The sequence below is a fragment of the Parasynechococcus sp. genome, assembly GCF_042954325.1.
Lineage (GTDB): Bacteria > Cyanobacteriota > Cyanobacteriia > PCC-6307 > Cyanobiaceae > Parasynechococcus.
Window position 1 is genome coordinate 25,538 of record NZ_JBGKDS010000037.1, and the last position, 12,034, is coordinate 37,571.

Below are 12,034 nucleotides of genomic sequence, written 5' to 3' on the forward strand. Positions count from 1 at the left end.
GGCCACTTTTTATGACTGAACAGCAGCAGCTCGGTGCATCGTCGTGCGCCGTGGATCTTTCCGCTTCGGCACTTCCACAGGAGGGTGACACCACCCAAGACGTGTTCACCACAACGATTGAATCCGCTGAGGCGACAGAAGCACCATCCGGTTTCGATGGTTTTGGATTCAGCGACGCCTTGCTGGCGACCCTCAAAGAGAAGGGATACAACGAACCGTCGCCGATTCAGAAAGCTGCCTTCCCCGAGCTGATGCTCGGACGGGATCTGGTGGGTCAAGCCCAGACGGGCACCGGCAAGACAGCCGCCTTTGCTTTGCCGCTCCTGGAGCGTCTCGAATCCGGGCAGAAAACACCCCAGGTGCTGGTGCTGGCCCCAACCCGTGAGTTGGCCATGCAGGTCGCTGACTCCTTCAAGGCCTATGCCGCAGGTCATCCGCACCTGAAGGTTCTGGCGGTCTATGGAGGATCGGACTTCCGCTCCCAGATCAATGCCCTCAAACGTGGCGTCGATGTGGTGGTGGGCACCCCGGGCCGGGTGATGGACCACATGCGGCAAGGAACCCTGAACACGGGCGGACTGCGCAGCCTCGTGCTCGATGAAGCCGATGAAATGCTGCGCATGGGATTCATCGACGATGTCGAATGGATCCTCGAACAACTCCCCAATGAGCGTCAGGTGGTGCTGTTCTCAGCCACCATGCCTTCGGAGATTCGTCGCCTGTCGAAGCGATATCTGAAAGAGCCGGCGGAAGTCACCATCCGCACCAAAGACCAGGAAGGCAAGCGGATCCGCCAACGCTCGATCACGGTGCCCATGAGCCACAAGCTCGAGGCCCTGCAACGGGTGCTCGATGCCTGCGGTGGGGAAGGGGTGATCATCTTTGCCCGCACCAAGGCCATCACGTTGACCGTGGCGGAAACCCTTGATGCCGCAGGACATCAAGTGGCTGTGCTCAACGGTGATGTGCCGCAAAACCAACGGGAACGCACGGTCGAACGGCTGCGCAGTGGCAGTGTCGACATCCTGGTCGCCACTGACGTGGCAGCCCGCGGTCTTGATGTGGAACGCATCGGACTGGTGATCAACTACGACATGCCGTTCGACAGCGAGGCCTATGTGCACCGGATCGGCCGCACGGGCCGCGCTGGCCGCAGCGGTGAGGCCGTCCTGTTTGTCACCCCGCGGGAACGGCGCTTCATTCGCAATATGGAACGTGCCACGGGCCAGCCCATCGAAGCGATGGAAGTTCCGGGGAATACAGCCATCAACCAGGGACGTCTGGATCGTCTGCGCAAACAACTCAGCACCGCAGCCAAGGCCGATCGCAGCAACGCTGAAGAAACCGCCTTGCTCAAAGAGCTGATGCAACGCGTGGCCACGGAACTGGAATTGAGCCAGGAGGACCTGGCCATGGCAGCGCTAAATCTGGCCATCGGCCCCAACCCCCTCCTGCGCCAAGGGGACGACGACTGGATTCAGAACACCCGTCGCAACGATCGCGAGCGTCCTGAACGCCGCGGAGACCGCGGAGAGCGGGGAGAGCGTCGCAATGACCGTCCGGCCCGCGGACCGGAGGAGAACATGCAGCGTTATCGCGTTGAAGTTGGACACCGCGACCGGGTGAAGCCCGGCAACCTCGTCGGCGCCATTGCTGGAGAAACTGGGCTGCAGGGCCGAGCGATCGGTCGCATCCAGATTTTCGACAACCACAGCCTGGTGGATCTTCCGAAAGGGATGCCTGAGGATGTTTTCAACAGCCTGCAGCGCCTGCGGGTGATGAACCGCGAACTGCAGATCTCCCAAGCGTCGTGATGAGTCCGCTGCTGATCTCTCTGTTATTGGCCGGAGCGACTCCGGCCGTCGCAGATGACAGCGGCGGTCTGATTCGCAAAATCTGCATGAGCTCATTTGCTGCAGCCATGGCAAGTGCAGGGAAAACGGCACCGGATGGGATGGCCGATTTCACCTGCAATTGCTTCCTGGATGAGGTGAACAGCGGCACCGGACTGGACATGGCCCAGAGCCGGTGCAAATCACGTGCGGCTGCGGAATTCGCCGTCGAGTGATCCCGCAGGTCAGGAGACACTGACCTCGGCCATCGCCGTCGCTCCGGCGATGGCGATGCGCTCCACCGTTCTGATCAGTTCCACCTGCACCTCCGGCAGGCTCTGTGTCAGAAGAACATTCACCAAATCAAGGCGGTCATCAGCCGCCAGTTCTCCATCGTCGCCCCAGGACAGGGACTGAAGATTGAGGCCAGTCATCGAACCATCCCTCGTCAGCATTCTCTGACAATGGGAGCAAACAAACCGGTTGCCTGGCGCCTTCAAGTTGCCTTCAGATTTCTGTGTTGAAACGTGGCTTCGCCCTGTAACGTTGAGCGGTTCAAGTCCTGACTCCCGGCCCATTCCGATCCATCGGAACCGGCTCACGCGACTGAGCACATCCAACGGTTCCACGGTCCATGACCATTTACATCGGCAATCTCTCCTTCCAAGCGGAGCAAGAGCATCTCTTTGACCTCTTCAACGAGTACGGAGAGGTCAAGAACTGCAGTCTTCCCCTCGACCGGGAAACCGGCCGGAAGCGCGGCTTTGCCTTCGTCGAGATGGCAAACGACGCTGATGAACAAAAAGCAATCGACGACCTTCAGGACGTCGAATGGATGGGACGCATGATTCGCGTCAGCAAGGCAACCCCCCGTGAACGCACCGGTGGCCCACGGGGTGGCGGCGGCGGTTACCGGAACTGATCCGGACGCTTTAAAGCTCCGAATCAAGAAGCTCCAAGCGGACCTCCTGGCCTGTCACACGGTCCAGGAGGTCTTTGCTGTGATTAATCGGCTCTAACAGCACCTCATCGCCTTCACGATGTTGAGGCAATGCGGTGCGCAACACACTCCGCTTCTGCCGGGCGAGATAACGATGAAAGCGGTTGAACGACCTCGAACGGCCCATGGCACCTCCTTCGATTGTGATTCCGTTCTACCGCTGATGGCAGGAGTGAAACCGTGCGATTGGAAACCCTCAGCAAAGGTTCAATGAAGGCTCACCGTTCTCCGCTCCTGAGGCTGGTGCGTCACCTCGCACCCCGCTGGCGCCTGGTCGCTGCCGCCGCCAGTTGTTCGATCATTAACAAGCTCTTTGATCTGGCACCGCCAGCCCTGATCGGCTTAGCGGTGGATGTCGTGGTTCGCGGGCAGCAATCGGCCCTGGCTGGCTTGGGGGCCTCCAGCGTGTCGGAACAGCTGTGGTTGTTAGCCCTGTTGACCCTGGTGATCTGGAGCGCAGAGTCCCTGTTCGAATACCTCTATGACGTGCTCTGGAGAGACCTGGCTCAGAGCACCCAGCACAGCCTTCGGCTGGAGGCCTATGGCCACCTTCAGAGCCTGGAGCTGGGCTTCTTCGAACGGGACAGCACCGGACGGCTGTTGTCCATCCTCAGTGACGACATCAATCAGCTGGAGCGGTTTCTGGATCGCGGTGCCAATCAGATTCTGCAACTGATCACCACCGTGCTGGTGGTCGGGATCGGGATGGCCTGGGTCGCCCCAGGGGTTGCGTTGTTCGCTTATTTACCGATCCCGTTGATCCTCTGGGGGTCCCTTCGATTCCAACGCAAACTCGCTCCGCGTTACAAGGACGTTCGCATCCATGCCGGTGCACTGGCCTCAAGACTGGCCAACAACCTCGGTGGGATGCTCACCATCAAGAGCTTCACCGCCGAACCCCAGGAACTGGGGCGGCTCGAGCGCGAAAGCCTGGCCTATCGCCATAGCAATGCCAAGGCGATTCGACTCTCGGCCGCCTTCATCCCCCTGATCCGCTTCGCCATTCTGTTCGCCTTCCTGGCCATCCTCCTGATCGGAGGATTTCAGGCGTTATCCGGACAACTGGAAGTCGGCACCTACAGCGTTCTGGTTTTCATTACGCAGCGTCTGCTGTGGCCGCTCACATCCCTTGGACGAACGCTGGATGATTACCAACGTTCGATGGCCTCCACCCAGCGGGTGCTGGATCTCATCGATACGCCGATCGGCATCACCAACGGATCCGCAGCGCTGGACCCCCGCCGGACACAAGGTGCGCTGCGCTTCGAGGGAGTCTCCTTTCACTATCCCGATCGCCCTCCCCTTCTGGAGAATTTTGATCTGGACATCCCCGCCGGGCGGACCATCGGCCTGGTTGGTTCCACGGGATCGGGCAAGAGCACGGTGGTGAAACTGCTGCTGCGGCTCTACGAACGCCAGGACGGCCGGATCCTGATCGATGGACATCCGATCGAAAGCCTGAAACTGGCTGACCTCCGACGCTGCATCGCACTGGTCAGTCAGGAGGTCTACCTCTTCCACGGAACCGTGGCGGAAAACATCAGCTATGGCCAAGAGCAGTGTTCACGGGAAGCACTGATGCGTGCCGCTGAACTGGCCGAGGCTTCGACGTTCATCGAGGCCCTCCCCAACGGCTACGACACGGTGGTCGGGGAGCGAGGTCAACGCCTCTCCGGCGGTCAACGTCAGCGCATCGCCTTGGCCAGGGCGATCCTCAAGGACGCTCCAGTCCTGATTCTCGATGAAGCGACAGCGGCCGTTGACAACGACACCGAAGCCGCCATCCAACGCTCGCTGGACCGAATCACCCGGGATCGAACCACCCTGGTGATCGCCCATCGACTCAGCACAGTGCGCCATGCCGATCAGATCATCGTGATGGAGCAAGGCCGCATCGTGGAGCAAGGCCGCCATGATCAGCTTCTCCACCAGCAAGGGGTGTACGCCAACCTCTGGCGCGTTCAAGCCGGAGAACGGGCTTGCGCTTCCTGAAGCTTTGTTGGCCCCTGGGGGCGCGGTCGAACAAGCTGGATCCGCTTCATTGCACTGCTGAACTGCGCCGATGGATGCATCGATCAGCCACCTGATCCACCACCCCCTGGGCGTCTTTGCCCTGCTGGTGAGCATCAGTGCAGTCGTTCCACCGCTGGTCAGGCGGGTTGGTCTGCCAGACCTCGTCGGGCTGCTCGCCGCTGGGGTCGTCGTTGGTCCCCATGCCCTGGGCTGGGTTGACACCAGCTATGCGGAGGTGGAAGCCACCGTGGAATTGCTGTCCAGCCTCGGGGCGGTCTTTCTGCTGTTCACCATGGGGCTCGAGATCGACCTCGAAGAGTTCAACCGGGTGAAACGCCGCTCAGTGGTGTTTGGTCTGCTGATCCTCTGTATCGGGGTTGGCACCGGCGTCGGCATCGGTCTCCTCGCTGGCTTCTCCCCGGTGCCCTGTCTGCTGCTGGGGGCCCTGATGGCCACACACACACCGCTCGGTTACCCAATCGTGCGCAGCTACGGAGCCCAGAAAGACGAATCCGTTGTCGTGAGCGTGGGGTGCACGATCATCACGGACATCGTGGCGTTGCTGCTCCTGGCCGTGGGACTGGGACTCGGCGAAGGCGATCTCAGCGGGGCTGACTTGATCATGCTTCTGCTGCGCATCGCGTTGTTCGCTCTGCTCGTGGTGGTGGGCATCCGTCAACTGGGACGCCAACTGGTCCTGCGCGGCATCAGTGACGAAAACAGAATCGTGCTGGCGGTGCTGGTGGCGCTGTTTTTGGCCTCCCTCGGCGCGGAACTCGCCGGGGTCGAAAAACTCGTCGGAGCCTTCCTCGCCGGACTCGCCGTCAATTCGGTCCTTCCGGAAGGCCGGGTCAAGGAGCAGGTGATCTTTGTCGGCGGTGTGCTGTTCATCCCGATCTTCTTTATCGACTTGGGTCTGCTTCTGGATGTGAAAAGCCTGGGGGCCAGCCTGAGCAACTTCCAATTCACAGCCTTGATGCTGGTGGGAGCCATCGGTGGCAAGGGACTCGCGTCATGGATCAGCGGCAGCCTGTTCCGCTATCGCAGGCCACAGATCCTGATGATGTGGTCGCTGACCATGCCGAAGGTGGCCGCCACGTTGGCCACAGCCTTCATCGGCTATCGGGCCGGATTGTTGAACCAAATGGTTCTGAACAGCGTTCTCGCCGTCATGGTCGTCACGGCAACCCTCGGCCCGATCCTCACGGAACGGTCGGTGACCCGTCTGAAGGACTCGCCCAAAGGAATGCTGCCCACCAGCTTCGGCGAAGAAGCCTCATCCTTTGAAGGCAGCAGCGACGTGGTGCAGCGCCCCCTTCGCATCGTTGTTCCGGTGGCCAATCCGGGCAATGAAGCCGGGTTGCTCTCGATGGCAGCCCGACTGGTCCGGGGCTCCGCGGGCGGTGAAGGACTGCTTCTGCCCCTGGCGATGGTCAATCCAAGCCTGGCCGAACTGCGGGGCGGAATTACCAGCGCCGTTGCAGCGGCCCGCAATCGCCTCAGCATCGCTGAAACCATCGGGAACGAACTCGCGGTGCCCACACGCACGCTGTTGCGCCTCGATGAGGATCTCCCGGGCGGCATGAGCCGAACCGCCATGGAACAGGCCGCCGATTTGCTGCTGATCGGTGCAGGGCGACCGGATCAGCTGCGGGCCTGGTTGTTAGGCGACATGGTGGATGGTGTCTGCCGAACCGCCCACTGCCCAGTGGTGGTCGTGAATCTCAGCAAACAGCCTGAACAGCCACTCAATCGGATCCTGGTGCCGATTAAGGACTTGTCAGCCAGTGCCAGGGAGCAGTTTGAGCTCGCCCTGAGGGTCCTCAACACGGCACCCGAGGAAGCCCGGACGCGCATCACGCTGCTGCACGTCCACGATCCGCGCTACAGCGGGAGCGATCGGGTCTGGATGGAAGATCAGCTGATCCGCTGGCGACCGTCTGGCATTCCGGCCGAGCGATTCCACACGGTGATTGTCCGCGGACCTGGCATCGATGGAGCCATCCATCGGCTCAGCCGAGAGCATGATCTGGTCATCCTGCGAACCCAGCGCCGACGGGTCGCTGGTCTGCCCATCCCAGGGAGTGACCGCACCAGTCAGCTGATCAGTCAGCTGCCCTGTGCCGCCATGGTGATCAGTGATCCCCTCGTCTAACAACCGCAGGGGCCTCAGATCACCACAGCACAGACCGCCATCGTCAGATCAACAGGTTGAGGGAGGTCACAACACGAGCGCAGAGATCACTGACCTTGTCCCAACGTTCCTCATTGACGCTGGTGGCCAAGGTGTACAGACGACCACGATCAACCACGACGGTGGCGAGCTCGTGCCGGTCCCGGTCGGGCAGATGAACGGCGTACTCGAGGTCATAGAAGGTGTGGCCATTCACCTCGCGCTCACTGGCTTCGATCAGATCGGCACTGCGGCCACTGCCATCAACGGCAATCACTTCCCGGCGCAGACGCTCGCCAACGGCAACGGAACTGCCCAGCTCACTGAGGTCATTGCTCTGATCAACGTTGGAAACGACCAGGCTCACGGTCTCGTCGCTGTGGATCAAGTCGTGGAACACCACTTGAGGACCATTGCTGACCTGAACCCGAGTCCAACCGGTGGGATAGAGGAAGGCATAGCGCCCATCAGGGCTTTGGAACCTCTGCAGACCCGCGGTCGGACCCGCCGCACAAGCCCCGAGAGAGATCACCAGTGCGACGCAGGCCAGAAGTCGGGCGAGCGATCGGAGGGGTTGCATCGGAGCCACTGCAGATGAGGTCATTCTGCCTAGAGTCGAACACTGATCGGCGGCAGACCCCTGAGCGGATTCACCCGACCGTTGGCACGGCTGATTGATCAGTTCGAGCGACTCCCCGGCATTGGCCCCCGAACGGCCCAACGTCTGGCACTGCATCTGCTCAATCAACCCGAAGAGCAGATCCATCAGTTCGCCGACGCGCTGTTAGCGGCTCGCACCAAAGTGGGGCAATGCCAGAGCTGCTTTCACCTCAGCGCTGAGCCGCTGTGTGAAATCTGTCGCAATCCAGAGCGCAGCAATGGGGTGATTTGCGTGGTTGCCGACTCCCGAGATTTGCTGGCCCTGGAACGGACCCGGGAATTCAAAGGCCGCTATCACGTCCTTGGCGGCCTGATCTCTCCCATGGATGGGGTCGGTCCTGAGCTGCTGCAGATCACCCCGTTGGTGAAACGGATCACAAACGAGGACATCAATGAGGTGATCCTGGCCCTCACCCCAAGCGTGGAGGGAGACACCACGAGCCTGTATCTGGCTCGACTGCTGAACCCCTTCTGTGCCGTGACACGGATCGCCTACGGGCTTCCGGTCGGAAGCGAACTGGAATATGCCGATGAAATCACGTTGAGTCGTGCCCTCGAAGGGCGGCGCCCTGTGAATGAATGAGCATCAGCGTTCAGAATCCCGATGAGCCCCGCTCGCGCATGAGTCAGTACAGCGCCATCGCTCCAAGCGAACGACTGCCCGAGTGGTTACGACGCCCGATTGGCAATGCCTCTGATTTAGAGGCTGTTCAAGGCTTGGTGAAACGCAACCGCCTGCACACCATCTGCGAAGAGGGACGTTGTCCCAACCGAGGGGAGTGCTACGCGGCGGGGACGGCAACATTTTTACTGGGTGGCTCGATCTGCACCCGCAGTTGTGCGTTCTGTCAGGTGGACAAGGGCATGGCCCCGATGGCTGTGGACCCGGCCGAGGCCGAACGCGTCGCCGAAGCCGTCGACGCGATGGCCCTGCGCTACGTGGTGCTGACGGCCGTCGCCCGCGATGACTTGGCGGACCACGGCGCCACTTTGTTCACCACAACGATGGCGGCCATCCGAGCCCGCAATCCCCTGATTGCCATCGAGGTGCTGACCCCTGACTTCTGGGGCGGACACGCGGAACATGACCAGGCCATCGCCGCCCAACGGGCTCGGCTTCAGACCGTTCTCGATGCCGATCCGATCTGTTTCAATCACAACCTGGAAACAGTGGAACGGCTCCAAGGCAAGGTGCGTCGTGGGGCCACCTATGCCCGTTCGCTTGGACTCTTGGCCGCTGCCCGTGAACGCAGGCCAGACATCCCAACGAAATCCGGCTTGATGCTGGGACTGGGCGAGAGCCGTGATGAGGTGATCGCCACCATGCGCGACCTGCGGGCCGTGGATTGTCAACGGCTCACCCTGGGCCAATATCTGCGGCCATCCCTGGCCCATATCCCCGTCTCGCGCTACTGGACACCGGACGAATTTGATGGCCTCGGCGCCATCGCCACCGAACTGGGCTTTCAACAGGTGCGCAGCGGTCCTCTCGTGCGCAGCAGCTATCACGCTGCCGACTGAGCCCACCCCCGCAGACTCCGCTGCATCACCCGATCGACATCGGCCTGCATCAAGGCGCCGGCGCCGCCCCAAATCAAACGCAGGGGCAAATCCCAGAGTGCGGCGTCCACACGGCGCACGGTGCTGAAGCCCCGCTGCTGGAAATACCGCACCAGTCGACGGTGCTGGCGATCGTCGTCATCAATCGCCAGCAGGCGAGCGGAGCGACAGGGCGTTGCCTCAGCCGCCCAGGCCATGGTGGCCGCCCAAATCAAATCACCAGTCCCAGAGGCAGCCGTGGGCAGAACGCGCATCGTGTCCAACTGCAACCCGCGGTGTGCGGGATAGGCCCAGGCCTTCATCTCACCCTGGAGCAGCAGACGACGATCGTCCGTTGCGCAACCAACGACGACCCGCACACTGAACAAACCCAACGGTCGTCCCACCTTCAGACGCAGGATCAGACCACGCTGCTGGGCTTCAGACTCCAGTCGCTCCAGCATGGTGACAACAATCCCAAGAAAATAAAGATGACGTTAAATCCACGGAGCAAGGCCGTCTCAGCATTAACAATGCCTTGGCCCGTTGATCGCCAGACGATTCAGATGTCCAATCACCTGAATTACCTCTATTTAATGAATAAGGCCAGCGAAGCGAGCGACCCACAGACCTACGATTTTTATCTGACGAGAGCCAAGCAAGAAAAGGCCAAAGAGATCTCCAAGCGGTCGCTTCAATCCAGTTGCGCAAGCACAAAGAGCGCAATTTGAGGCCCTCAATTGCACGCCATCCAGCCGCAGCTTCAACAAAGTTAACAACGTGTTGATACGCGAATAAGAAGAAAAAGTTATGGCGCCCGTCGGCCCACCAAGGCCACGGTGGATGAGCATCACTGTGGGTCATGTCCAACACAAGCAATGGGCGAGTCCCTTACACAGTCCGCCACCGCACTTCAGACGGTGACAAGCTGGAATCCTGCTTCTATGCCTGCGACGCCTTCGAAGCTCGCTTGCTGGCGATGGAATTTAATGCCTACATCAAAAAACATCCCAACTGCATCGATTCCATTCTGAAAATCGGAGCTTGATCAACCGATCAAATTCATACCAAGAAACCCCTTCCCTTGCCCCCACCCGTTTCGATCCTTGAGGAACGTGAGTGCAAGTTCAAAATCCAATAACCCCTCTTGATCCAATTGGTCACGGCTGATTGGAGCATCCGTGGCTTGCTGATAACGCTCAAGGATCAACTCACGATTTTGATCCAGATACTGAACCAATTCCATTAAGACGAATTGCCTCCACGCATCACTGGAGGCACGATCCACTGCATTCGACATCTCAACGTCTGAACTCAGACTCAGACCTTATCGAGGTCGTGATGGACATCGACAACAGCCGTGACAGGCAATGGTCCATACAGGTGGGGGAAGACCGACCCGGTTGGAATCGAGTCAGCACGCAAGGGTGATCTCAGGAGCTGGGGATCGATCTCAAGCAAACGGATCGGACCAGCATCGGCATAGAAGCGCTCGAATGTATCGATCACCTGCTCACGCCATGACAGATGAATAAAGCCAACCTCCGCAAGGCTGAGCCCCCTGGTCGAGACGGTGTAGGCACCTGAGGATTGCGCATGGAGCCAGTCCTGTTCCAGCGCCAGATGAAACAACGGCTGATCCATTGGCACCACAGAGGCATCGGCCGGGAAGAGTTGCGGGCCATCCTCTGGAGACCAGGGCTCGGTCCTCCACATCAGACGCGCAAACGCTGGATCCTCCATAAAACGGTTTAACCAGATCCGAAGAGCCACCAAAAGGGGATCTGCATCAAACGCTTGGGGGTCAGCGATCCGCCACTGACGCACAAAGGGCCACAACGCAGCGTCGGCGAGAGACAGCCGATCACCCAGCAGCCAACCGTGTTGTGCGATCAAAGCGCTCCAACGCCTCAGGATGCCAAGTCCTGCCTCTCGATGCTCATCAGCACGGCAATCGGGATAACGATCGCTGTATTTGAAACGGTCGAGATGGTGCTTGAGCGGGCCATCATTTTCTGCGATCAAGTCGGTCGCATCACCTGCCGTCAACCAATTCTGTGGGTCTGACTGAGTGAGGGCCCAATGCATCACATCGAGGCTTTCATCGATCACCGTTCCATCCGGACAAACAAGCACAGGAACTGTGCCCTTCGCCGAAGCCTCAAGCATCTCGTTGGGCTTGCGCTTGAGTTCAATCTCTCGCAACTCAACGAGCAATCCGGAGGCCAACACGGCTCCCCGTGCACGCATCGCATAGGGGCAGCGGCGGAAGCTGTAGAGCACGGGGTGTGGTTTGGTCATGTCCTGGATCTGCTGGGACAACAATTAACCGAACTGTTGATGATCAATTTGCCGTTGTCGCATCGCAAATCGTTCTCGATCGGCATCCGTAAAGCGATCCACGCAGTGCAAGCACTGCACCCCTTTGATGGTGCTCGGGTGTTCGCGCTGTTCCGGTGAAAGCGGCAAACCGCAAGCGTGGCAGAGGCTGTATTCACCGGGTTCCAGTTGGTGATTCAGGGCCACCCGTTGATCAAAGACGAAGCATTCGCCCCGCCAGCGGCTCTCGCTTTCCGGCACCTGCTCGAGGTACTTGAGGATCCCGCCGCGCAGGTGATGCACCTCTCCGAAGCCCTCCTGCTGCAAGTAACTGCTGGCCTTCTCACAGCGAATGCCGCCGGTGCAGAACATGGCGATGCGCTTGTTGCCCTGCTGCTCAAGCATCGGCCGCAAGGTCTGCTCGGCCCACTGGGGAAAGTCGCGGAAGCTTTCGGTGCCGGGGTCGATGGCACCATCAAACGTGCCGATCGCCGTTTC

At 60.1% G+C, this 12,034-nt stretch carries 14 protein-coding genes and 1 pseudogene; 8 read left to right on the top strand and 7 right to left on the bottom strand.

All coding sequences use genetic code 11. The features are described from left to right. The first annotated feature begins 11 nt into the window (after positions 1-11). A complete protein-coding gene (locus ACGVKB_RS05735) occupies positions 12-1,814 on the top strand; it encodes a DEAD/DEAH box helicase (RefSeq protein WP_392350312.1) in 1,803 nt (600 codons plus the stop codon). After that, entirely contained in the window at positions 1,814-2,068 is a 255-nt protein-coding gene (locus ACGVKB_RS05740) for a hypothetical protein (protein ID WP_392350313.1), read from the top strand. The genes ACGVKB_RS05735 and ACGVKB_RS05740 overlap by 1 nt, the downstream gene beginning before the upstream one ends. A gap of 9 nt (positions 2,069-2,077) precedes the next feature. Here ACGVKB_RS05740 and ACGVKB_RS05745 read toward each other — a convergent pair whose 3' ends face one another. Next, positions 2,078-2,266: a hypothetical protein gene (locus ACGVKB_RS05745; RefSeq protein WP_392350314.1), complete on the bottom strand. Its 189-nt coding sequence runs from the start codon at positions 2,264-2,266 to the stop codon at positions 2,078-2,080. A 200-nt stretch (positions 2,267-2,466) separates the two neighbouring features. Here ACGVKB_RS05745 and ACGVKB_RS05750 point away from each other — a divergent pair, with 200 nt between their 5' ends. Continuing rightward, on the top strand, positions 2,467-2,754 hold the full coding sequence (locus tag ACGVKB_RS05750) for an RNA recognition motif domain-containing protein (protein ID WP_392350315.1): 288 nt from the start codon (positions 2,467-2,469) through the stop codon (positions 2,752-2,754). Positions 2,755-2,764: 10 nt separating this feature from the next. Here ACGVKB_RS05750 and ACGVKB_RS05755 read toward each other — a convergent pair whose 3' ends face one another. Then, positions 2,765-2,959, bottom strand: a complete 195-nt coding sequence (locus ACGVKB_RS05755; RefSeq protein WP_392350316.1) for a hypothetical protein — start codon at positions 2,957-2,959, stop codon at positions 2,765-2,767. A gap of 83 nt (positions 2,960-3,042) precedes the next feature. Here ACGVKB_RS05755 and ACGVKB_RS05760 point away from each other — a divergent pair, with 83 nt between their 5' ends. Both ACGVKB_RS05760 and ACGVKB_RS05765 read left to right on the top strand, forming a co-directional pair. Continuing rightward, on the top strand, positions 3,043-4,824 hold the full coding sequence (locus tag ACGVKB_RS05760; protein WP_392350326.1) for an ABC transporter ATP-binding protein: 1,782 nt from the start codon (positions 3,043-3,045) through the stop codon (positions 4,822-4,824). A gap of 70 nt (positions 4,825-4,894) precedes the next feature. Further along, positions 4,895-7,000: a cation:proton antiporter gene (locus ACGVKB_RS05765; RefSeq protein ID WP_392350317.1), complete on the top strand. Its 2,106-nt coding sequence runs from the start codon at positions 4,895-4,897 to the stop codon at positions 6,998-7,000. A gap of 43 nt (positions 7,001-7,043) precedes the next feature. Here ACGVKB_RS05765 and psbP read toward each other — a convergent pair whose 3' ends face one another. Then, positions 7,044-7,598, bottom strand: a complete 555-nt coding sequence (psbP, locus tag ACGVKB_RS05770) for a photosystem II reaction center PsbP (RefSeq protein WP_392350318.1) — start codon at positions 7,596-7,598, stop codon at positions 7,044-7,046. An 81-nt stretch (positions 7,599-7,679) separates the two neighbouring features. Between psbP and recR the strand changes: the two genes are divergently transcribed. Both recR and lipA read left to right on the top strand, forming a co-directional pair. Beyond that, entirely contained in the window at positions 7,680-8,261 is a 582-nt protein-coding gene (recR, locus tag ACGVKB_RS05775; protein ID WP_392350319.1) for a recombination mediator RecR, read from the top strand. A 38-nt stretch (positions 8,262-8,299) separates the two neighbouring features. Beyond that, the gene (lipA, locus tag ACGVKB_RS05780; RefSeq protein WP_392350327.1) at positions 8,300-9,199 is read left to right on the top strand and encodes a lipoyl synthase; all 900 of its coding nucleotides are present in this window, start codon (positions 8,300-8,302) and stop codon (positions 9,197-9,199) included. Here lipA and ACGVKB_RS05785 read toward each other — a convergent pair. Beyond that, positions 9,184-9,681 (bottom strand): hypothetical protein, encoded by a 498-nt coding sequence (locus tag ACGVKB_RS05785; RefSeq protein ID WP_392350320.1) that lies wholly within the window; start codon positions 9,679-9,681, stop codon positions 9,184-9,186. The genes lipA and ACGVKB_RS05785 overlap by 16 nt on opposite strands. 398 nt (positions 9,682-10,079) lie before the next feature. Here ACGVKB_RS05785 and ACGVKB_RS05790 point away from each other — a divergent pair, with 398 nt between their 5' ends. Then, positions 10,080-10,265 (top strand): hypothetical protein, encoded by a 186-nt coding sequence (locus ACGVKB_RS05790; RefSeq protein WP_392350321.1) that lies wholly within the window; start codon positions 10,080-10,082, stop codon positions 10,263-10,265. On the opposite strand, the gene ACGVKB_RS05795 is transcribed toward ACGVKB_RS05790, so the two are convergent. The 3 genes and pseudogenes from ACGVKB_RS05795 to ACGVKB_RS05805 all read right to left on the bottom strand — a co-directional run. Beyond that, the gene (locus ACGVKB_RS05795) at positions 10,266-10,505 is read right to left on the bottom strand and encodes a hypothetical protein (RefSeq protein WP_392350322.1); all 240 of its coding nucleotides are present in this window, start codon (positions 10,503-10,505) and stop codon (positions 10,266-10,268) included. It lies immediately after the preceding gene. A gap of 32 nt (positions 10,506-10,537) precedes the next feature. Next, positions 10,538-11,518 (bottom strand): DUF952 domain-containing protein, encoded by a 981-nt coding sequence (locus ACGVKB_RS05800; RefSeq protein ID WP_392350323.1) that lies wholly within the window; start codon positions 11,516-11,518, stop codon positions 10,538-10,540. A gap of 24 nt (positions 11,519-11,542) precedes the next feature. Continuing rightward, a pseudogene (locus tag ACGVKB_RS05805) lies at positions 11,543-12,034 on the bottom strand (hypothetical protein); the annotation flags it as partial.